Below are 20,405 nucleotides of genomic sequence, written 5' to 3' on the forward strand. Positions count from 1 at the left end.
ACAATTATGTTACAGAAAGAACCGCTTACTTTTTCATTTTTCACACATTTGCTCTTTTTTAACAGTTAAAAGTACAATATAAAGGTGTCTAACTTATATCGGAGGGTTTATGATTGAATATTTTTAAACAACTTTATAAAAGCTTGTATTCACCGAAAGATATCGCCAGATTCCGTTTTCAGGGAATAGGCAAAACGATTTTATTTGTGTTTTTACTGGGATTTTTATCGATTATTCCTGCCATCATTCAGGTTTCGACGATTGGTGAGGGACTTTTCTCTGATGGAGAGGAACTGCTGTTAAATGACCTTCCTTCGTTTGAAGTGCAAAATGGAGAACTGCAGACTGAGGAGGCTGCTACAGCAGAAGCCAGCAGCAGCGGCATTACTTTTTATGTAGATGGATCTGATCAAATGACTTCCGGTGATTTAACTGATGAGGAAGCGGCTGTAGCATTTTTATCTGACCGGCTTGCGGTCGCAACTGCGGGCAGTGTCCAGGAATATCAGTATGATACGTTTGAAGGATTTGACTTAAGCAGCGCTGGGATTGCCTCTTTACTCAATTCACTTGAAGGTGCTAAATTCATTATTTACTTTTTCATTCTAGCCTTCATTTTTATTCTGGTTGCCGGAATACTGTTCATTAAAGCAACTGTTTTCGGATGGATCGGAACAAAACTTGCAGCATCTGCAGGAAGAAAGCTGACATATCGCCACAGCTTCAGGATGGCAGCATACAGTTCTGCACTCCCTGCTGTCTTCTTCCTGATTGCGGACCTTGTGGGATCAGTGATACCGCTCGCAACACTGATTAACTGGTTTGTTACCGGTTTAATTCTCTATCTCGCAATTAAGGAAATTCCACAGCCTAAAAAGAAAAGTCAGGCATAAGAAAATGCACCTTCACTACTCGTACGTGAAGGTGCATTTTTTAGTTAAACAGCATCAGAAGGATGATTGAATTGTTCGTTAAGATGTGATGATATCCGGTACAGTTCTGTTGCAATTTCTTTTACTTCTATGATTAATAACTCCTGTTCACTGAGCGTTCTGGTCATTTCATCAAACCCTTCATTCGTTTCTTTTGCGATCAGGTGTGCATGTTCGCCTGTTGTTTTTACACCAGGTAGTATTTTCTCGAACTCAACCGTCTGATGATACACTGAACTGATTTTTTGTGTAGAGTGATCCATCTGATTGATTAAAGCATTAAAATATTTTATTCCGTTGGAAGATTCCTCAAGCTTTACAGCAGTATCAGCCATTAATTCATTGAACTTTGACTCAACTTCTCCGCTGACCTGAACCATCCTGTTCATGGATTGATCAATCGTTGAGAGATGCTTAGATGATTGTTCAGCTAATGAGCCTACTTCTTTTGCCACTACTGCAAAGCCTTTCCCGTTTTCTCCCGCTCTAGCAGCTTCTATTGAGGCGTTCAGTGACAGCAGTCTGGTATTGTCAGCAATCTCTTTTATTAAATAGGCAGCTTCTTTGGATTGTATTGTATGTTCTCTTAATCCTTTGATTTCCCTGCTTAACTCCTGAAGCTTCTGATCAGTTACTTTCATGGAAGCATTCATCTGATGAACACTTTTTATTCCCTCATCCCTTTTGTCAATCAGCTGCTGGTTTAATTGATTCGTCTCATACAGCGTTTGAATCATCGTTTCAATCTCTCTGGCCATATGTAATGTTGTCTCCAGACTTTTTTCAGAGGAAGCAGACGTTTCATTTGCCTGACTTTTTATAACACGGGATTTTCTCCTGACAGGATCGAGCGTCCGGAACATGTGATCTGAGCGATCGATCAGCTTTTCCCCTGAACGATTAAGGTTATCTCCAGCCGCTTTCAACTCATTCATTAATGTTCTGATTGTGTTCATCATGATCTGATAGCTCTTATTCAGTGAAACAATCTCAGGAATAGTTGTGTTTATTTGATGACGCGCATTTGTATAAATACCTCCCCTTACATTTCTCATCTCTTCCCTAAGAATATTTAATGGTTTGCTGATTGATCTGGTAAGCAGAATTGTCAGCAGAATGGCTAACAGGGTTGTAAAAGCAACCACCCGGATAATAGATTGACCAAGTGCCTCCTGCTCCTTCAGGTAGTCTGTTTCCGGCACTGCGATCACATAAATCTGACTTAATTCCTGAATTCTGAAAAAAGAGAGTAAGTAAGGCTCCTGATCAATTTCAGTATTTAATGTTCCTTTATCACGAAGATTAATTTCTTCTATAATATTGTCTGTCAGAGGACTGACACTTCCGGATGCCATTGATACTGAATCATTTTCACCTACTGCATAAATCTTTCCGTTTAAACCATCCTGTCCTAATGCTGCAGCCTGCTGATTCACAATTCTCTTGACCTGTTCTTCAAACTTATCTTCATCTGAGGGATATGTGAGTTTTGCATTTTTAATCAGTTCATTAGCAATTGCAGCTTCCCTGGTCAGACGGTCTTCCATCAGACCTTCAGCTGATTCCTTAGCTGTCTCATATCCCGACCACCCTATATATACAGATGATAAAATACAGATTGACAGAACTACCAGGGCGACTCTTGACCCGAGATTAAATTTTCCTAATATCTTTTGAGCATGATTGATTATAGGCTTTAATACATTTCTAATCCGTGACATGTGTATGATCCTCCTAAGATTTATAGGTATATTGTCACAATTCATTGTAAAGAGCAAACACGATCTTCGTTAAGAATATGTAAAGGATGATGTGAAAGCATATTCACAGCGCTTTCACCGTTCATTTAGTTGTCAATGTGAATTCAACACTGTTAGAATAAGTAGGAATAGAAATTTGAGTAAATCAAAAAGGAGCGAATGACTGGTGGGAGACATTACACATCGTTCGAATACGCGCCCTGTAAAAGTCGGGGATTTAACTATAGGTGGAAATAACGAACTTGTTATTCAAAGTATGACAACTACAAAAACGCATGATGTTGAAGCAACTGTTGCAGAAATTAAGCGGCTTGAAGAAGCCGGATGTCAGATTGTCCGGGTTGCCTGCCCTGACGAAAGAGCAGCTGATGCAATTCCTGAAATTAAAAAAAGAATTAATATTCCTTTAGTCGTTGATATTCATTTTGATTATAAGCTGGCTTTAAAGGCGATCGAAGGCGGCGCAGATAAAATCAGAATCAACCCTGGTAATATTGGCCGACGCGAAAAGGTTGAAGCTGTTGTAAAAGCAGCTAAAGAAAAGAACATTCCGATCCGTATCGGTGTTAACGCAGGGAGCTTAGAAAGAAAAATTCTTGAGAAATACGGTTACCCTACTGCTGACGGAATGGTTGAAAGTGCGCTGCACCATATTAAGATCCTTGAAGATCTGGACTTCCACGATATCATCGTGTCGATGAAAGCATCTGATGTAAACCTTGCGATCGAAGCATATGAAAAAGCAGCGAAAGCTTTTGACTATCCTTTACACCTCGGGATCACAGAATCAGGTACCCTTTTTGCAGGAACAGTGAAGAGTGCAGCAGGTCTCGGCGCAATTTTGAGTAAAGGCATCGGTAATACACTGAGAATTTCACTTAGTGCAGATCCTGTCGAAGAAGTAAAAGTTGCACGGGAACTGTTAAAATCATTCGGGCTTGCATCTAATGCGGCAACGCTGATCTCATGCCCTACATGCGGAAGAATTGAGATTGACCTGATTTCAATCGCGAATGAAGTTGAGGAGTATATCTCAACGATTAAAGCTCCGCTGAAAGTTGCAGTGTTAGGGTGTGCAGTTAATGGTCCTGGTGAAGCACGTGAAGCGGATATCGGAATCGCCGGTGCAAGAGGAGAAGGTCTTCTGTTCATGAAAGGCAAGACGGTCCGTAAAGTACCTGAAGCGACAATGGTTGAAGAACTGAAGGTTGAAATTGATAAGCTTGCTGAAGAACACTACCGCAAGCAGGCTGAAGAAGCAGCCCTACAGAAATAAATAAAAATTCCCGGCTGATGATAGCCGGGAATTTTTTATAGCAGTGGATAAATCAATATCCCAAGCAGCATTGCAATCAAACCGATCGCAATCCCGATTCCCCCTGCTTTCGCCTCTTTAGATCTTCTCGCAAGAAACCCTAATATGATCGCTGCCGCTCCGAAGATGACCGGCGCTGTGAAAAAAGCAAGTATACCCAGAATAATTGAAGCATAAGCAAGCCAGATGCCCTTGTTGGTATTTTTGATTACACCGTCTCTCTTCCGTTCAGTATCTGCATACCAGGACGGACTCACCTGAGAGAGCTCATCTCCTACCTCCGTATCATACTCCGTTTTAATAATTTCTTTATTTTTTTCCTCATTTTTCTCATCATTCAACCAGTTTCCCTCCTCTGCTTTCTTACTTTAGCTTGGGCAATGCGGATAAATCTATGTATGGAAAATTGTTTTTCTGTGTTATTGTATTGATAAAGAATGTAAAAAGGAGTCAATGCAGCATGCGTTTAGGAATTGACATCGATGGCACAGTCACCTGTCCTTCTTCACTGATCCCGCACATTAATCGTGCTTTTAACAGCCGCCTTACACTTGATGATATAAAAGAATATGACTTAACCAAGGCCCTGCCTGAAGTAAATCCTGAGACATTTTCGAAATGGTTTGAATCAACAGAAGCGGAAATTTACGGGGCATCACCAATGAATGAAGAGGCAGATGCTGTTTTAAAGCAATTACAGTCTTCCCACGAGCTAATCTATATCAGCGCCAGAGGTACTGAACACCAGCATTTGACGAAAGAATGGTTTCATCGCCATGATATTCATTTTGACCGGATTATTCTGACCGGTTCCCACAATAAACTTAAGGCAGTGAAGGACAACCGAATTGATCTGTTTCTAGAGGATAAGCATGACAATGCTGTTGATATTCATGAGGAAGCAGGGATTCCTGTACTGCTGTTTGATGCACCTTATAACAGACAGCCGCATCCCGAGGGCGTCATCAGAATTACGTCATGGCATGAGGCAAAATTTTATATTCAGCAATTTGAAAAAAAGCTCAGTTCGCAAAGATAAGCGGACTGAGCTTTTTTATCGTTATTGGCATTCAGGACATGTGCCATAGATCTCAAACTTATGACCGGAGATATCATAACCGCTTAAATTCTCATTTAAAGCGGACATTGGACACGTGTGGATTTGCTTGGTTTTGCCGCAGTCAAGACAGATAAAATGATGATGGTGATGACCGCTGTCACAAACGAAGCGAAAATGCTTTTCCCCCGATAATTCGGTTTCTTCAAGTATATTCAGTGATACAAAGGTGGAAAGGTTCCGGTAAATTGTATCAAAGCTTAATCCCTTATGATGAAGACTCATCTCTTCAAGGACTTCCTTTGCTGTCATATAACGATCATACCGGTCAAAAAGCTCAAGCATCATTTTTCTTTTACCGGTTTGCTTGAAACCTTCCTGCTTTAATAATTCGATTGCTTCCTGAAGGTTCACATCTATCACCCCATTGTTATTTCTTTACAGCGAACCAATTCCGATAACCAATTGCAGCAAGTAAGATCAGAATAGACGATACGACAATGGTACCACCCGGCGCTAAATCAAGGTAAAACGCACTGATCAGCCCGACAATGACTGCGATCTCTCCAAATAGCACTGACAGCCCGATTGTCTGTTTAAAACCTTTGGATAATCTCATCGCCGCTGCAACCGGAAGTGTCATTAATGATGATACCAGAAGTATGCCGACAATTCTCATTGAAGCTGCGATCACCAGCGCCGTCATGACCATAAACACTAAATGAAGCGCTTTTGTAGATAGTCCTGATGCTTTACCAAACTCTTCATCAAATGATAATAAAAATAACTCTTTATATAATAAAGATACGATAAGCAGAACAATGACGGAAATTCCGGTAATCAAATATAAGTCGCTTCTTCCAACAGCACTGACACTTCCGAACAGATAGCTGAACAAATCAGTGTTAAATCCATCTGCAAGCGATATAAAAATAACCCCGACACCAATCCCGCCTGATAATAGAATTGGAATGGCAAGCTCCTGGTAGTGTTTATATACAGCTCTGAGCCTCTCAATTAATAATGAACCCGCAACTGAAAAACCCATCCCGAGCCACAGTGGATTTAAGCCGTTAAATACCACAAAAGTCTTACTTAAAAACAGACTCGCAGCAATACCTGATAACGTTACATGACTGAGTGCATCTGCAATTAACGACAGTCTTCTGACTACGATAAAAGCCCCAAGCAAAGGTGCAATCAGTCCAATCAGAATTCCTGCTGCAAAAGCATTCTGTAAAAATTCATACCTTAAAATCGCCTCTAACATTTAATGCACCCCGTGACTGTGATCATGATGAATCGTCTGAACATCATGTCCATAAAATCCGGAAAGCTCATGATCTTTTACCTGTTCAAAATCCTCTGCACTACCGTGAAAATGTAATGTATTATTCAGACATGCTACATGTGTAATTTTATTTGAAACAGTACCGGTATCATGTGTGACCAGCACCAGTGTAATTCCAAGTTCAACATTCAAACGTTCAAGCATATCATAAAATGTCTGTACGTTTTTAGCATCAACACCAACAGTCGGCTCATCAAGTATCAATACTTCCGGCTGACTGACGATGGCTCTCGCAATAAACACACGCTGCTGCTGCCCACCTGAAAGCTCTCCAATATTCCGGTACACAAAATCCTGCATATCCACCGCTTTGATCGCATTCATAATTTCAGCTTTATACTTCCGCTCTACTCTTTTAAACAATCCCGCTTTTTTTGTGAGGCCGCTCGCTACTACTTCGTAGACACTTGCAGGAAAGCCGGTATTAAAAGCATTTGCTTTTTGAGACACGTAGCCGATCTTTTCCCACTCTTTAAATTTATGGAGTGGCTGATCAAACAGCTTAACCTCCCCGTCCTTTGCTTTAAGGAGTCCCAGAATCAATTTCAGCATGGTGGATTTGCCAGATCCGTTTGGACCGACCACTGCAAGAAATGATCCTCTTGGCACTGCAAGGTTAATATCTGTTAAGACCTGCTCTTTATCATAGCGATAGTTAATATGCTTTAGCTCTATGACATGATGACTCATCGTGCCACCTCTTTCAAATTAGAATCGTTACGATTTAACAATTCATTAGTATACACCTCTGAATCTCTGATGTAAATGAATTTAGTTTTATTCATTTATATTTATCATCGGTGCCATGAGAAATATGATTAATGATGGAGGAATTATGAGAAAACAACCGGTTAATCTTGAATACCTTGCCACTGTTTCACCTGCAAAAATCCAGCTTTATCTTCTTGCTGCAGGTGTTTCTCTCTCTTTGCAGGAGTGTACGAAGTTACAATTACTTTTAAAAAATAATTTCAGCTGTATCCAGTCGCTCCCCCATCTATTTAGTGAGACCGAACAGCTGTTAGGCAAAAAAAGAACAAAAGAATTAATACTTAAAGCGACTTCATTTCTTTAGTCATGTGAAAAGGACTGTCCGGGGACAGTCCTTTTTCAGGTTGTTGAATTTCATAAACCGTGCAGGATCATTCCTTCGCTTTCCGCGGACGAACGTTCGAGCCTCCTCGGGCAGAAAAACACTGCCCTGCGGGGTCTCTCTCGATCGTTTTTCCGCAGGAGTCTTCGGAATGATCCTGCACTTTGTATTTCTCTTGATACTTAGTCGATCTATCCAAACTATTAAAAAGCTTTTTTAAGCATTTCCTTTAATCTCTTCGATTAACTTTTCATTAAATGCTCTGTTTTGAAGCATTTGGATTTCGTGCTTGTACGGCGGTTTTTTATCTTTCTTATCTTCACCGACGTACGGTGTTTCAAGGATTTTAGGAATCTGTGAAAAGACTTCATGATGAACGATCCGGTCAAGTGCCTCATATCCGATATGACCAAACCCGATATTTTCGTGACGGTCCTTTGAAGCACCTCTTGGGTTCTTACTGTCATTGACATGAACGACTTTAATCCGGTCAAGCCCTACGATCCGGTCAAATTCCTCAAGTACACTATCAAAATCATTCACAATATCATAGCCCGCATCATGAACGTGGCATGTATCAAAGCATACGGAAAGCTTTTCATTGTGTGTAACTCCATCAATAATCTTTGCCAGCTCATCAAATGAACGGCCGCATTCAGATCCTTTGCCAGCCATTGTTTCAAGGGCAACCTGAACAGTCTGATCAGCCGTCAGCACTTCATTCAGCCCCTCAATGATTCGTTCTATACCCTTATCCGCTCCTGCACCAACATGGGCACCGGGATGCAGGACAATCTGTTTTGCACCAAGCGCAGCCGTTCTTTCAGTTTCAGATCTCAGAAAGTTAACCCCAAGCTCGAAAGTTTCCGGCTTTGTAGTGTTTGCGATATTAATGATATACGGGGCATGGACGACAATATCTTCGATTCCGTGTTCTTTCATATGCGCAAGGCCTGCCTCAATATTCAGTTCTTCAATTGCTTTTCTTCTTGTGTTCTGAGGCGCACCTGTATAAATCATAAAAGTGGATGACCCGTATGATACCGCTTCTTCACTGGCTCCGAGAAGCATTTTTTTGCCACCCATTGAGACGTGTGATCCGATTTTCAACATACTGATTTCCCCCAATTAATTATTATTTCTTCTATTTTTTCTGCGTTCTTTCTTTTTTATCTGTTCCATTTTATAATTCATTTTTTTCTTATAACCCGGTTTAACCTTTTTAGGCTTTCTGACGAGTGATTTTGCTTTTTTATCAATCTCATTCTCACCCTTAGGACGGCTTGAACGCTTATGACGGTCATTCAGCTTTACCCACTCACCGGCTTTCACTTCCTGATGACTGAACTGAATGCCTTTCTTTTCAATCTGCGCAAGTGCATCTTCATCAGAAGGCTCATAAATCGTGATAGCAGTCCCTGAGTGACCCGCACGCGCTGTTCTGCCGACACGGTGGATAAAGAAATCAAGGTCCTGTGGCAGCTCGAAGTTAATCACATGGCTGACGCCAGGGATGTCAATTCCTCTTGCTGCAAGATCCGTCGCAACAATATACTGATATTCTAGGTCCCTGATCTGTTTCATCATCTTGTTACGTTCACGTGGTGACAATCCTCCGTGCACGCGTCCTGTTTTCAAACCTTTATTTAAAAGGTAATCAGCTACTTCGTCAGCTTTTGACTTCGTGTTTGTAAACACAATTGCCAGATAAGGATTAATGGCATTCAGTGTATCAAGCAATACAGCTTCACGTGACCGGCTCTTTTGAGGCACAAGTACAAACTCAATATTTTCAGCCTGAATCTGTTTAGGTTCAATATGGGCATATTGAGGATTTTCCATATATTTCTTAAGAAAAGGTTTCAGTTTCTCAGGAATCGTTGCTGAGAAGACATAAATCTGAAGATCTTCTTTCATACGTGCAGCAACCTGATCCACGTCTTCAATAAAGCCCATTTCAAGCATCAGGTCAGCTTCGTCAATGACAATTGCATTCGCAGTATAGACCTGCAGTGCCTGCTCACTCACAAGATCATTAATTCTTCCTGGTGTTCCCACAACGATATGCGGCTGCTGCTTTAACTTTTCAATCGCTCGCTGCTTGTCTGTTCCACCAACAAAAACCTTTGTTGTTAAAGCTGTATCCTCAATCAGGAATTTAACTTCGTGATGGATTTGTCTTGCCAGTTCTCTTGTCGGAGCAGTGATTACTACCTGAACTTCCTGACGGTCAGCTTCAATCCGGTTAATCAGCGGTAGCAGGTATGAATGAGTCTTCCCTGTTCCTGTCTGGGACTGGCCAATTGCACTTTGTCCGCGGTTAATCATCGGAATCATTTTTTCCTGAATAGCTGTTGGTGCATGAAATCCAAGTTTCTCAATTGCATCTATCAAAAATGGCTGGAAATTATATTGTTTAAATGATGACATATACGTCACTCCTTCTATTCGCATCAAAACTTAATTATAGTCTTTTTTTATTAAAAAAGCTATGTATATCTGAACTTCGGCTTTTTCTGTCTCTCCAAACATAGACATTTTGCATATGATAACACTGTACAGGAGGTGTAATTCATGTATCCTTATCGTCCATATCCCATTCCCTTTCAGGTTGTTCAGACTGCTCCAAAAACAGCCGGTTTTTCAATTGCGTCGCTTCAGAAGTGGGCCGGTACTGCCCAGCAATTTATTAATACCGCCCACCGCTATATGCCTTACGTGCAGCAATATGGACCTATGATTAAAAATTTCCCTGCGATGTGGAAATTATACAAGGCTTTTAATGAATTAGATGCCGACGAAAGTAATGTCACAGACATAAAGGAAGATCCAAAATCAGAAAGCAAAGCTGCTTTGAAGAAAGAACCAGTCAGGCGTCCTGAATCCACTCCGAAGCTTTATATATAGCTTTTAATTGTTCCTGTACGTCATCTGCTTTATACTGATGGTATAAAGTCTTACGTGCAGGAGGATTCTGATGAAGACACTAAAAATAACACCGCGCGGATATTGCTATGGTGTAGTAGATGCAATGGTGATTGCAAGAAATGCAGCGATGGATAAATCACTGCCCCGTCCGATCTATATTCTGGGCATGATCGTTCATAATAAACACGTTACAGACGCATTTGAAGAAGAAGGTATTATCACGCTTGATGGTGAAAACCGAAAAGAAATTCTTGAAAAAGTACATGAGGGAACGGTTATTTTTACAGCACACGGTGTATCGCCGGAAGTGCGGGAAATCGCACGTCAAAAAGGGCTGATTTCAATTGATGCGACATGCCCGGATGTAACAAGAACCCATGACCTGATCCGTCAGAAAAAAGCTGAAGGGTATCATATTGTTTACATTGGTAAAAAGGGACATCCGGAGCCTGAAGGAGCAGTAGGTGTTGCACCGGACGTTGTGCACCTGGTTGAAAAACCTGAAGATGTGGAAAGCCTTTCTATTGATAATGACAAGATTATCGTGACAAATCAGACGACAATGAGTCAATGGGACGTTGCGGACGTAATGGTTAAAGTGAAAGAGAAGTATCCACAGACTGAAGAACATAAAGAGATCTGTATGGCAACTCAGGTGCGTCAGGAAGCTGTAGCTGAACAGGCTGGAGAGGCTGACCTTTTAATCGTAGTCGGCGATCCGATGAGTAATAACTCAAACAGACTTGCGCAGGTATCAGAGGAAATTGCCGGTACACCCGCACACAGAGTGGCGGATGTATCTGAAATCAAACACGAATGGCTGCTAGGCTGCGAGACGGTGGCAGTAACTGCCGGTGCATCCACTCCAACGCCAATCGTTAAAGAAGTGATGAATTATATTAATCAGTTCGATCCGGATAATCCGGAAACATGGCTTGGAGAGAAAAATGTTCCACTTGCGAAAATACTGCCTAAGATTAAAACACCTACGAAGCCTGAAACGATCCTGCCTTATTCCAAATAAAAAAGAGCTGCCGCGGCAGCTCTTTTTTACATAAATGTAAAAGGCTCAGTCGAAAGGGATGACGGTATAAATTCTACGTTGAGCCCTTCGTTATTTGCTCTCTTCGTTAATTCAACTGCTAACCCTGTTTTCATGATTTCTTCTACATGATGCCCGGGGTCAATAATAGAAAGTCCGGCTGCTTCTGCATCCTGGGCAGTGTGGAAATCAACATCTCCGGTAATATACACATCTGCGCCGGCAAACTTCGCTGTCTGGAAATACTTGCTTCCCATACCGCCTAATACTGCCGCTTTTTTTATTTGCTTCTCAGGGTCACCGGTCACTCTCACAGCCGGCACGTTCAACTGTTTCTTAACGAAAGCTGTGAATTCACCAAGCGACACAGGCTCTTTCAGTTTACCGACACGGCCGAGACCATATACTTCTCCTGGAATTGACTGTTCGAACACATCAAAAGCTGGCTCTTCATAAGGGTGTGAAGATTTGAGCGCATGTAAAATTTCTTTTTCATTTGAAGCCTTAAATATACTTTCCACTTTTTCTTCCTTTACCTCTTCGATTGAGCCCTGCTCACCAATAAATGGTTTTGCATTTGTATCCGGTTTAAAACGCCCTGTTCCAGCCGTTGTAAATGTGCAGTCGGAATAATCCCCTATCTGTCCTGCTCCAGCAGCTGTGATGGCATCACGCACGATCGAAGCATGTGTCTCCGGCACAAAAACGATCAGTTTTTTATACGTGTCTTCAAATGTTTTAACAAGTACACTCGGCTCCTGAAGACCAAGCGCTTCAGAAAGCATATCATTCACACCGCCTTTGGCAACATCAAGGTTCGTATGCGCTGCAAATACAGTGATATCATTTTTTATACACTTTTCAATCAGTCTCCCGGCACTTGTCTCCAGGTTGATCGTTTTTAAAGGGCGAAAAATAAGCGGGTGATGGGCAATGATAAAGTTGGCACCTTTTTCGATTGCTTCATCAACTACCTCATGGGTTACATCAAGCGTCGTCAACACCTTTGACACTTTCCGGTTCAAAGCGCCAGTCTGTAATCCTACCGGGTCACCCTCCATCGCAAAAGCCTTTGGTGAAAACTGTTCGAGTAACTGAACAACCTGATGTCCATTTACCTGTTTCACTTGATCGCCTCCTCAATCAGCATAATTTTCTGTTCCAGCTGTTTTTTCTTTTCTAAAAGAGAAGTATTCTGTTCAGCAAGCTCCATTTGTTTTTTAATCTTTTTCAGCTGAACCAGTTCATGTTTCCATTTCGCAATAAAAACAGGAGATTTGTCCTTTAATAATACCGGCCCTAAAAGAAGTTCTTCCTCAGAAAGTTTTTTTACATCTGCTGAACGCTCAGCCATAATGACTTCATAGATTTTACGGTCCTCTTCCAAAATCTTTTCATCACTTATTTGCCAGCCATGCTCCTGTAACCATAACCTGATTGAAATAGCATTGATATTCGGCTGAAGGATGAGCTTTTGAACACCTGTCAGACGGTCTTTACCATTCTCAAGGATCTCACTGATCAAAGGTCCTCCCATACCTGCAATTGCCACAGTCGTCACCTCTCCCGGTGACAGTACAGTTAAACCATTGCCTTTTCTGACCTCAATATTTGCTGTTAAACCATCCTCTTCCACCTGTTTAACAGCGGATTGAAACGGTCCTTCAACAACTTCCCCGGCAATTGCTTTTTCAACACGGTTATTCTTGACCAGATAACATGGCAGATATGCATGGTCAGACCCGATATCTGCCACTGTTTCACCAGGTTTGACAAAATCTGCGACAGTTTTCAGCCTTTGTGATAATTGGTTACTATTCATCTTTACACTTCCTCCTGAATGACGACCTGCCATTCGCTTCTTCCCGGCGCATTGACCTCACGTTGAAAAAAGAGGCAAACCGTCGACGGTCGCCCCTTTTTATCTTGAACTATAATCAGCTTAAGCTGCATCCTCTTCAGAAGATTCTTCTGATCCTTCTTCAGCGTCTCCGCCTTCTTCAGATCCTTCTTCTTCTGATGAGCCTTCCTCAGCGCCTTCTTCGCCGCCGCCTTCAGCTCCGATCTCTGCTACCCATTCAGCCATTGCCTGAGCATTTTCCTGATCAACCTGGCCTCCTGGCATACCGCCACGACCGTTCACCATGATGTCAGCGATTTCATCTACTGATAGATTTTCACCTACACCAACGAGTGATGGGCCGCTTGCACCTTCGTAGTTTTCACCGTGACAGCCGATACATGTGCTTTGGTAGTGTGCTTCCGGATCGAAGTCACCGCCTGCTGCTTCTTCGCCGCCGCCTTCTTCTTCTCCAGCCATCTCTTCAGAGTCATCAAGCCCCTGAACTGACATGAAGAAAACAACACCGAAACCTAATACCATAATTAGTAAAAATGGAATAATCGGATTCTTATTCAATGGTTTACCCTCCCTTTTGACAAAAAATATGTAATTATCAACCCTATAATTGCAGGTATGAACAATTCATATTTTACTTTACTTTATGGGAATCGGAAAGACCCAATACTCAACTTTTCCCCTTTTGTCGCATTTTAGACACAAACAGAAATTTTTTTTTAATAAGCGCCTATTTCTCTTGATATCACCATTCTCTGGATTTCAGAAGTACCTTCCCCAATTTCGAGAAGTTTTGCATCACGCAGATACCTTTCAACATGATACTCCTTCATATAACCATAACCGCCGTGGATCTGGATTGCTTCATCACAGACTTCCATACAGATCTCAGAAGCATATAATTTTGCCATTGACGCTTCTTTTGTAAACTTTTTCCCCTGATCCTTCAGCCATGCAGCCTTGTATGTCATTGTTCGGGCCAATTCAATCTTCATCGCCATATCAGCCAATTTGAATTGAGTCGCCTGAAAAGATGAAATGCTTCTGCCAAACTGTTTTCGTTCTTTAGAGTAACTGAGCGCTCGCTCGTATGCTGCCTGTGCGATTCCTACTGCCATTGCAGCAATACCGATTCTGCCTCCATCAAGCGTCATCAGAAACTGTCTGAATCCTTCTCCCTTTTTCCCAAGAAGATGATCAGTGGGTACAGACACTTCGTCTAAAACAAGTTCTGTTGTATTCGAAGAGTGCAGCCCCATCTTCTCGTAGTTATCGATTACGGTAAATCCTTCAGCATCTGTTGGTACAATGATCGCACTAATTTCCTTTTTACCATCCGTGTTCCCGGTTACGGCAGTTAAAGCCAGAAACTTTGCATAACTGGCATTTGTGATATAACTCTTGTTTCCGCTGATCACATAATTTCCGTCCTGTTCTTTCGCTGTCGTCTGTGTACCGCCTGCATCCGAACCCGCGTTTGGTTCTGTTAATCCAAATGAACCAAATGATTCCCCTGCACAAATCTGTGTTAAATACTTTTCTTTTTGTTCATGTGTACCAAACATATTGATTGGTGCACCACCAAGTGAAATATGTGCTGAATACGTAATCCCCGTTGACCCGCATGCTTTACTTAATTCTTCAGTGACAATTGCAAAACTTGTTGTATCTCCCCCGGCACCCCCGTATTCCTCCGGAAAAGGTAATCCCATCATCCCCAATGATGATAACTCCTTAAATATTTCCTTAGGAAACTCTTTGTTACGGTCACGGTCAAGTGCACCGGGTGCTACTTTTTCCTGTGAAAATTCCCTGATTGTCCGTTGAATCATTTGCTGTTCCTGTGTTAAATCAAAATTCATGATGATCCCCCTTGTTTGAATGCGCTTTCATTATCATTATAAAAGAAAAGACTGAAAAGTCACAGTCTTAAATTTTTTCTGCGCATTTAAAGATAAAGAAAAAGTAATACACCTGCTCCCAAAGCACCTGACACAGTAAAGTAATGCTGCTTTGTAAAAAAGCCGCCAATTGCCCAGGCCAGACATTGCAATCCAATGATGAGATAGAGGGCATTTACCTGATTCACATAATATGTACGCCATAATTCGATTGAAAATAAGAGAATAATAAAAGCAGAGATGATCCGGCTGAAAATCTTTACGAGGGGTGATGTTCCAGGCCTGAAGCTGACGATCATGATGCCTGCGCTGATTAAAATTGAAATCAATGCCTGAATCACTAAAGCAAGCTCTCCAAAGAGCAGTGCAATGACTGCCAAAAGACCTCCCGCAAGAGAAAATCCTGCAACGATCACGTTTTTACGCTGTTTATGCTTTAACTCCTTCACTTCTTCAAATTCGCCTTCACCACTTGTGTACAGATTCATCAAAAAATCACAGTATGAATCAGGCAATAATTTATTTTGTTTCCAATAATTAATTTCGTTCACAATCGTCTCTTTTCTTCTTTTATCCATCCGTTAACCTCCAGCCTGTATAACATTGACTATACTGGATTAACAGAAGAAAAAAAAGGCAAAAAAATAGCTGGCAGCTGCCAGCTATTTTTCTATTCCAAAAAGTCTTTCAGACGTTTACTTCTGCTTGGGTGACGCAGTTTTCTTAATGCTTTTGCCTCGATTTGACGGATACGCTCTCTCGTTACACCAAACACCTTACCGACTTCTTCAAGTGTACGGGTACGACCGTCATCCAGACCAAAACGAAGTCTTAATACGTTCTCTTCCCGATCTGTCAGGGTATCCAGCACATCCTCCAGCTGCTCTTTCAGGAGCTCATAAGCAGCATGATCCGATGGTGACTGAGCTTCGGAATCTTCAATAAAGTCTCCAAGATGTGAATCATCTTCTTCCCCGATTGGCGTTTCAAGTGAAACCGGCTCCTGGGCAATTTTCAGAATTTCCCTTACCTTCTCAGGAGTAAGATCCATTTCTTCTGAAATTTCCTCAGGTGATGGCTCTCTGCCCAGATCCTGAAGAAGCTGTCGCTGAACGCGGATCAGTTTATTAATTGTTTCAACCATATGAACCGGTATACGTATCGTACGCGCCTGATCGGCAATTGCACGCGTAATTGCCTGCCTGATCCACCATGTTGCATACGTACTAAATTTAAAGCCTTTTCTGTAATCAAACTTTTCAACCGCTTTGATCAGCCCCATATTACCTTCCTGAATCAAATCAAGGAACAGCATGCCTCTTCCGACATATCGCTTAGCAATACTGACAACAAGTCGCAGGTTCGCTTCTGCAAGGCGTCTCTTCGCCTCTTCATCGCCTTCTTCGATTCTTGTCGCAAGGTTAATTTCTTCCTGAGCCGATAGCAGGTCAACCCGGCCGATTTCCTTCAGGTACATTCTGACAGGATCATTGATCTTAACACCCGGTGGAACACTTAAGTCATTCAGATCAAATTCTTCCTCAGCTTCTTTACCCAGCTCTGTCACAGAAGGATCTGCATCAGCGTTTTCTTTCATTACTTCAACGCCCTGTTCACCAATCTGTTCATAAAATTCTTCAATCTGTTCTGTATCTAATTCAAACCCTGCCAGTTTTTCTGCGATATCTTCATAGGTAATCTCACCATTTTTTTTCGCTGCCTCGAGTAATTGTGCTTTTACCGATTCGAGTGTTGCTGTTTCAGGTTCTGTCTGCTTGGAACGTGTTGACTTCTCAGCCATTAGTCCCCCTCCTTCCAACTTCCTAACGATGTTGCCCTTTTAGAGCTTTCCACAGTTGAAAAATTTCCATTCCCAGTGCTGTGGCTGTTTTTATATCATTTATCTGTTCGGCCTGTTTTAATTCAGCCTCTTTTTGTCTGATCACATTTACTTGCCTGTATTTATTTAATTCATTTATATAATCTGCTAATTCAGCCTTTGTTACTTCAGCATTTAATTCCAGCATTTTTAATTCTGTTGCCTGGGAGCGTAAATGTCTATCTGGAAGATACTCAATAAATGCGCCCGGCTCGAGCGCCCCCCCTTCTTCCACATAGGCAAGAAGATAGGTATAGATCGCCTGGTAGTCATCGGAAGGAAATGAAAGACCTTCCATCATATCCTGAACGGTATAAGCTGTTTCATTTCCGGTCATCATATACGCAAGAAGGTATCTTTCTGCCCTTTGATATGCTTTCAGGATTGATGTCTTTTTAGGCGGAGGAGCGATTGGTTCGTTCCTGACCTGGATATCCTCCTGTACCGGCAGATACGTCTTGAGCTGCTCTTCTAAAGATGAAAAAGAAACACCCGTATCATCTGACAGCTGTTTTAGATATAATTCTTTCTCAACTGCACTGCTTAAGCTGGAAATCTCGGGCAGCACAGCATTAATATAAGATAATCTGCCATCTTCAGTCTGAAGGTTTTTACCGGTACGTAAATACCACATCTTAAAAGCCATCAAAGATGAAGCATGCTGAATAATTTCACTCTTAAACTGCCCGGATCCAAACTTCTGAATATAATCATCCGGATCCATTCCATTCGGAAGTCTGGCTACTTTAACAGTGATACCACTTGAAGCAAGCTCTCTTGAAGCTTTAAAAGCTGCCTCCGTTCCTGCGTTATCTCCATCGTAGCAAATCACGACTGTATCAGTTAACCTTTTGATTTGCTGGATGTGCTGTTTAGTTAATGACGTTCCCATTGTGGCTACAGCGTTTGATACGGTCTCTGAGGCGGCAATGACGTCTGCAAACCCTTCAAATAAAACAGCATATTTTTCTTTCCGTATCGGACCCCTGGCTCTGTGAAAGTTAAAGAGCAGAGTGTTTTTTTGAAACAGAGGCGATTCCGGACTATTCAGGTATTTAGGTTCATTTTTTTCAGGTTTGATGATTCTCCCTGAAAATCCTACAGTCCTGCCTTTGGCATCTTCGATCGGAAACATAATGCGGTTTCGGAACCGGTCAAAATAGGATCCGTCATCACGCTTGATCAAAAGCCCGGCTTCCTCCATCAGTGACAGATCAAACCCCTTCTTTTCAAGCAGCTTTGAAGCTGTTTCCCATCCGGGCAATGCCCAGCCTATATGATATTGATTAAGCTGTGATTCATTAAACCCCCGATCCAAAAGGTATTCAAGTGCTTCATGACCTTCTTCTGTATTCATCAGTAAATGATGAAATAATTTTTCAAGAAGACTGATGCCTTCAAGCTGTGCTTTTTCATTCAGATTGACATGACCCGGCTCAATTTCTTCAGGTGAGCTGAACTCAAACTGTACATCAGATTTCTCGCCAAGCGATGCTACTGACTCCTGAAAAGACATGCCGTTATGATCCATTAAAAATGTGAAGACATTTCCGCCTGCACCACAGCCAAAACAATGAAAAATCTGTTTTTCCGGTGATACTGAAAAAGACGGTGAATTCTCTCCATGAAAAGGACAAAGACCAAAATAATTCCGCCCCTGTTTTTTCAGTTGAACATATTCACTGATCACATCGACTATATCGGTGTTTAACCTGATTTGATCCACAACTTCTTCCGGTATTCTTTCTGGCACTTATTCACCACCAACTTAACTTGTGATACTGTACTTTTCGTCAAAAATCATTTTTTTCCTGCATTTTCATTCAAAAATTTTATCAGACGTGCTGAAAATGCGTCCAGCTCACTTTTAGAAACTTTTTTTGGACCAGAATGAAACCTGCCTTTTTTTCTTTCCTCCTGATACAAATATCTAAATGACAAGCTGGTTTCGATCGTGTCTTGATTGTACTCTTTTCCCCGGGGAGAAATGGCATAAACCCCTTTTGTCAGTACGAGTGAAGCAAGACCAATATCCTGTGTAATGACTAAATCTCCCGGCTTCACACGGTTCAGGATATATAAATCCACAGCTTCGCTTCCTTCATCAATATAAGTCCATAATGTCTGATCTGAATTCGGACTGTAATGATTGTAAGTCGCTACAAACGTGATATCGGCCAGAGAGATATATTCAAGAATCATGTTTTTAACTTCACCGGGGCACGCATCTGCATCTACATAAATACTAACGTTAAGATTATGTTCCATAGAGGTACCATTCTGCGTTTTTACGCAAAAATCCTTTTTTAGCGTATCTTTTTATCACAATTTTTTATTATAGTACATTTGTGAGTCTGCCGCCATTATTTTCGACAAATTGTTTTGTCTGATTTTCATCTCTTTTACGCCGGAAAGAGTCTTTTGTGTCTTCAGGCAATGTAAAAACAGATGCCACATTGACATCTGTTACCGGTCAGCCGTTCATTAAATCATTTAAAATAACATTTGCTGTTTCTTCAACCGCTTTGTTAGTCACATCAATCACCGGACATTTCATTCTTCCGATAACACGGTCGAAATGTTCAAGCTCTTCTTTGATTCTCTCCATTTTTGCATAGGTTGCATCATCCTTCAGACCAAGAGCAATTAAACGCTCTTTTCTGATATGATTCAATTTATCAGAACTGATTTTCAGCCCGTAGCACTTATTTGGATTGACCATAAAAAGCTCTTCCGGCGGCTCTATTTCAGGTACGAGCGGGACATTCGCCACTTTCAGTCTTTTATGGGCCAGGTATTGTGAAAGTGGTGTTTTTGACGTTCTTGATACACCGACTAATACGATATCTGCCTTAAGTATCCCTCTTGGGTCGCGGCCATCATCATATTTCACCGCAAATTCAATTGCTTCAATCTTTCTGAAGTAATCTTCATCAAGATCGTGTACCATCCCGGGTTCATTGATCGGAGATTCCTCACATACTTCCTGCAGCGAGGAGACAATCGGTCCCATCACATCATGTGCAGTCAGCTGATGCAGTCTTACCTGTTCCTCAATGTATGTGCGAACGTGAGGCTTTACAAGTGTGTAGACAATGATTGCCTGATTTTCTTTCGCGAGTGAGATGACTTCATCCACATGACCCTTATCTTCTATATACGGAAACCGTTTGATTGTAATTGCCTTTCTTGACTGCCGGAACTGACTGACGCTGGCTTTTGCAACAAGCTCAGCAGTTTCACCAACCGAGTCTGATACGACATATACATTCACTTCGTTCATGACTCC

The 20,405-nt window shown here is 41.7% G+C and carries 22 protein-coding genes; 6 read left to right on the forward strand and 16 right to left on the reverse strand.

The annotated features are described in order from the left end of the window. Nucleotides 1–113 precede the first annotated feature (113 nt). The gene (locus UFB30_RS08010) at nucleotides 114–893 is read left to right on the forward strand and encodes a DUF1189 domain-containing protein (protein WP_322421156.1); all 780 of its coding nucleotides are present in this window, start codon (nucleotides 114–116) and stop codon (nucleotides 891–893) included. Between the two features lie 44 nt (nucleotides 894–937). On the opposite strand, the gene UFB30_RS08015 is transcribed toward UFB30_RS08010, so the two are convergent. Further along, a complete protein-coding gene (locus tag UFB30_RS08015) occupies nucleotides 938–2,653 on the reverse strand; it encodes a methyl-accepting chemotaxis protein (RefSeq protein WP_322421157.1) in 1,716 nt (571 codons plus the stop codon). A 205-nt stretch (nucleotides 2,654–2,858) separates the two neighbouring features. Here UFB30_RS08015 and ispG point away from each other — a divergent pair, with 205 nt between their 5' ends. Next, on the forward strand, nucleotides 2,859–3,968 hold the full coding sequence (gene ispG / locus UFB30_RS08020; RefSeq protein ID WP_322421158.1) for a flavodoxin-dependent (E)-4-hydroxy-3-methylbut-2-enyl-diphosphate synthase: 1,110 nt from the start codon (nucleotides 2,859–2,861) through the stop codon (nucleotides 3,966–3,968). A 35-nt stretch (nucleotides 3,969–4,003) separates the two neighbouring features. Here ispG and UFB30_RS08025 read toward each other — a convergent pair whose 3' ends face one another. Continuing rightward, the gene (locus UFB30_RS08025; protein ID WP_322421159.1) at nucleotides 4,004–4,348 is read right to left on the reverse strand and encodes a DUF4190 domain-containing protein; all 345 of its coding nucleotides are present in this window, start codon (nucleotides 4,346–4,348) and stop codon (nucleotides 4,004–4,006) included. Between the two features lie 119 nt (nucleotides 4,349–4,467). Between UFB30_RS08025 and UFB30_RS08030 the strand changes: the two genes are divergently transcribed. After that, complete coding sequence (locus UFB30_RS08030) at nucleotides 4,468–5,046, forward strand: 5' nucleotidase, NT5C type (RefSeq protein WP_322421160.1); 579 nt, start codon at nucleotides 4,468–4,470, stop codon at nucleotides 5,044–5,046. A 21-nt stretch (nucleotides 5,047–5,067) separates the two neighbouring features. Here the strand turns inward: UFB30_RS08030 and UFB30_RS08035 are convergent, their stop codons facing one another. The 3 genes from UFB30_RS08035 to UFB30_RS08045 are packed head-to-tail and all read right to left on the reverse strand — an operon-like array spanning nucleotide 5,068 to nucleotide 7,105. Beyond that, nucleotides 5,068–5,478: a Fur family transcriptional regulator gene (locus UFB30_RS08035; protein WP_322421161.1), complete on the reverse strand. Its 411-nt coding sequence runs from the start codon at nucleotides 5,476–5,478 to the stop codon at nucleotides 5,068–5,070. A 16-nt stretch (nucleotides 5,479–5,494) separates the two neighbouring features. Then, entirely contained in the window at nucleotides 5,495–6,334 is an 840-nt protein-coding gene (locus tag UFB30_RS08040; RefSeq protein ID WP_322421162.1) for a metal ABC transporter permease, read from the reverse strand. Then, nucleotides 6,335–7,105: a metal ABC transporter ATP-binding protein gene (locus UFB30_RS08045; protein ID WP_322421163.1), complete on the reverse strand. Its 771-nt coding sequence runs from the start codon at nucleotides 7,103–7,105 to the stop codon at nucleotides 6,335–6,337. It abuts the gene before it with no gap. A gap of 145 nt (nucleotides 7,106–7,250) precedes the next feature. Here UFB30_RS08045 and UFB30_RS08050 point away from each other — a divergent pair, with 145 nt between their 5' ends. Then, nucleotides 7,251–7,490 carry a hypothetical protein gene (locus tag UFB30_RS08050; protein ID WP_322421164.1) on the forward strand — a complete coding sequence of 80 codons (240 nt, stop codon included), beginning with the start codon at nucleotides 7,251–7,253 and terminating at the stop codon, nucleotides 7,488–7,490. Nucleotides 7,491–7,724: 234 nt separating this feature from the next. On the opposite strand, the gene UFB30_RS08055 is transcribed toward UFB30_RS08050, so the two are convergent. Then, nucleotides 7,725–8,621, reverse strand: a complete 897-nt coding sequence (locus UFB30_RS08055; RefSeq protein WP_322421165.1) for a deoxyribonuclease IV — start codon at nucleotides 8,619–8,621, stop codon at nucleotides 7,725–7,727. Between the two features lie 15 nt (nucleotides 8,622–8,636). Continuing rightward, entirely contained in the window at nucleotides 8,637–9,938 is a 1,302-nt protein-coding gene (locus UFB30_RS08060; RefSeq protein WP_322421166.1) for a DEAD/DEAH box helicase, read from the reverse strand. 144 nt (nucleotides 9,939–10,082) lie between these two features. Here UFB30_RS08060 and vrrA point away from each other — a divergent pair, with 144 nt between their 5' ends. Both vrrA and UFB30_RS08070 read left to right on the forward strand, forming a co-directional pair. Further along, entirely contained in the window at nucleotides 10,083–10,415 is a 333-nt protein-coding gene (gene vrrA, locus UFB30_RS08065; protein WP_322421167.1) for a VrrA/YqfQ family protein, read from the forward strand. 70 nt (nucleotides 10,416–10,485) lie between these two features. Continuing rightward, the gene (locus tag UFB30_RS08070) at nucleotides 10,486–11,460 is read left to right on the forward strand and encodes a 4-hydroxy-3-methylbut-2-enyl diphosphate reductase (protein WP_322421168.1); all 975 of its coding nucleotides are present in this window, start codon (nucleotides 10,486–10,488) and stop codon (nucleotides 11,458–11,460) included. A 26-nt stretch (nucleotides 11,461–11,486) separates the two neighbouring features. Here the strand turns inward: UFB30_RS08070 and UFB30_RS08075 are convergent, their stop codons facing one another. The 9 genes from UFB30_RS08075 to UFB30_RS08115 all read right to left on the reverse strand — a co-directional run bounded on the left by UFB30_RS08075 (nucleotide 11,487) and on the right by UFB30_RS08115 (nucleotide 20,399). Further along, nucleotides 11,487–12,605, reverse strand: coding sequence for a Nif3-like dinuclear metal center hexameric protein (locus UFB30_RS08075; RefSeq protein WP_322421169.1), 1,119 nt, complete (start codon nucleotides 12,603–12,605; stop codon nucleotides 11,487–11,489). Beyond that, entirely contained in the window at nucleotides 12,602–13,300 is a 699-nt protein-coding gene (locus tag UFB30_RS08080; protein WP_322421170.1) for a tRNA (adenine(22)-N(1))-methyltransferase, read from the reverse strand. The genes UFB30_RS08075 and UFB30_RS08080 overlap by 4 nt, the downstream gene beginning before the upstream one ends. A gap of 120 nt (nucleotides 13,301–13,420) precedes the next feature. Next, complete coding sequence (gene cccA, locus UFB30_RS08085) at nucleotides 13,421–13,897, reverse strand: cytochrome c550 (RefSeq protein WP_322421171.1); 477 nt, start codon at nucleotides 13,895–13,897, stop codon at nucleotides 13,421–13,423. Nucleotides 13,898–14,055: 158 nt separating this feature from the next. Beyond that, a complete protein-coding gene (locus UFB30_RS08090; RefSeq protein ID WP_322421172.1) occupies nucleotides 14,056–15,198 on the reverse strand; it encodes an acyl-CoA dehydrogenase family protein in 1,143 nt (380 codons plus the stop codon). Nucleotides 15,199–15,284: 86 nt separating this feature from the next. Further along, nucleotides 15,285–15,815, reverse strand: a complete 531-nt coding sequence (locus UFB30_RS08095; protein WP_322421173.1) for a hypothetical protein — start codon at nucleotides 15,813–15,815, stop codon at nucleotides 15,285–15,287. Nucleotides 15,816–15,907: 92 nt separating this feature from the next. Next, the gene (rpoD, locus tag UFB30_RS08100) at nucleotides 15,908–17,038 is read right to left on the reverse strand and encodes an RNA polymerase sigma factor RpoD (protein WP_322421174.1); all 1,131 of its coding nucleotides are present in this window, start codon (nucleotides 17,036–17,038) and stop codon (nucleotides 15,908–15,910) included. A gap of 22 nt (nucleotides 17,039–17,060) precedes the next feature. Then, nucleotides 17,061–18,869, reverse strand: a complete 1,809-nt coding sequence (gene dnaG, locus UFB30_RS08105) for a DNA primase (protein ID WP_322421175.1) — start codon at nucleotides 18,867–18,869, stop codon at nucleotides 17,061–17,063. 47 nt (nucleotides 18,870–18,916) lie between these two features. Continuing rightward, a complete protein-coding gene (locus tag UFB30_RS08110; protein ID WP_322421176.1) occupies nucleotides 18,917–19,384 on the reverse strand; it encodes a YaiI/YqxD family protein in 468 nt (155 codons plus the stop codon). A gap of 205 nt (nucleotides 19,385–19,589) precedes the next feature. Continuing rightward, nucleotides 19,590–20,399, reverse strand: coding sequence for a pyruvate, water dikinase regulatory protein (locus UFB30_RS08115; protein ID WP_322421177.1), 810 nt, complete (start codon nucleotides 20,397–20,399; stop codon nucleotides 19,590–19,592). Nucleotides 20,400–20,405 lie beyond the last annotated feature (6 nt).

Source organism: Jeotgalibacillus haloalkalitolerans (assembly GCF_034427455.1).
Lineage (GTDB): Bacteria > Bacillota > Bacilli > Bacillales > Jeotgalibacillaceae > Jeotgalibacillus > Jeotgalibacillus haloalkalitolerans.

What these genes read in the sequence shown, in the direction of transcription:
- UFB30_RS08040 (WP_322421162.1), bottom strand. Translation starts at nt 6,334, where the DNA reads ATGTTAGAGGCGATTTTAAGGTATGAATTTTTACAGAATGCTTTTGCA.
- UFB30_RS08090 (WP_322421172.1), bottom strand. Translation starts at nt 15,198, where the DNA reads ATGAATTTTGATTTAACACAGGAACAGCAAATGATTCAACGGACAATC.
- UFB30_RS08045 (WP_322421163.1), bottom strand. Translation starts at nt 7,105, where the DNA reads ATGAGTCATCATGTCATAGAGCTAAAGCATATTAACTATCGCTATGAT.
- UFB30_RS08095 (WP_322421173.1), bottom strand. Translation starts at nt 15,815, where the DNA reads ATGGATAAAAGAAGAAAAGAGACGATTGTGAACGAAATTAATTATTGG.
- vrrA (WP_322421167.1), top strand. Translation starts at nt 10,083, where the DNA reads ATGTATCCTTATCGTCCATATCCCATTCCCTTTCAGGTTGTTCAGACT.
- rpoD (WP_322421174.1), bottom strand. Translation starts at nt 17,038, where the DNA reads ATGGCTGAGAAGTCAACACGTTCCAAGCAGACAGAACCTGAAACAGCA.
- UFB30_RS08080 (WP_322421170.1), bottom strand. Translation starts at nt 13,300, where the DNA reads ATGAATAGTAACCAATTATCACAAAGGCTGAAAACTGTCGCAGATTTT.
- UFB30_RS08050 (WP_322421164.1), top strand. Translation starts at nt 7,251, where the DNA reads ATGAGAAAACAACCGGTTAATCTTGAATACCTTGCCACTGTTTCACCT.
- UFB30_RS08060 (WP_322421166.1), bottom strand. Translation starts at nt 9,938, where the DNA reads ATGTCATCATTTAAACAATATAATTTCCAGCCATTTTTGATAGATGCA.
- UFB30_RS08015 (WP_322421157.1), bottom strand. Translation starts at nt 2,653, where the DNA reads ATGTCACGGATTAGAAATGTATTAAAGCCTATAATCAATCATGCTCAA.
- UFB30_RS08110 (WP_322421176.1), bottom strand. Translation starts at nt 19,384, where the DNA reads ATGGAACATAATCTTAACGTTAGTATTTATGTAGATGCAGATGCGTGC.
- UFB30_RS08030 (WP_322421160.1), top strand. Translation starts at nt 4,468, where the DNA reads ATGCGTTTAGGAATTGACATCGATGGCACAGTCACCTGTCCTTCTTCA.
- UFB30_RS08055 (WP_322421165.1), bottom strand. Translation starts at nt 8,621, where the DNA reads ATGTTGAAAATCGGATCACACGTCTCAATGGGTGGCAAAAAAATGCTT.
- UFB30_RS08115 (WP_322421177.1), bottom strand. Translation starts at nt 20,399, where the DNA reads ATGAACGAAGTGAATGTATATGTCGTATCAGACTCGGTTGGTGAAACT.
- UFB30_RS08070 (WP_322421168.1), top strand. Translation starts at nt 10,486, where the DNA reads ATGAAGACACTAAAAATAACACCGCGCGGATATTGCTATGGTGTAGTA.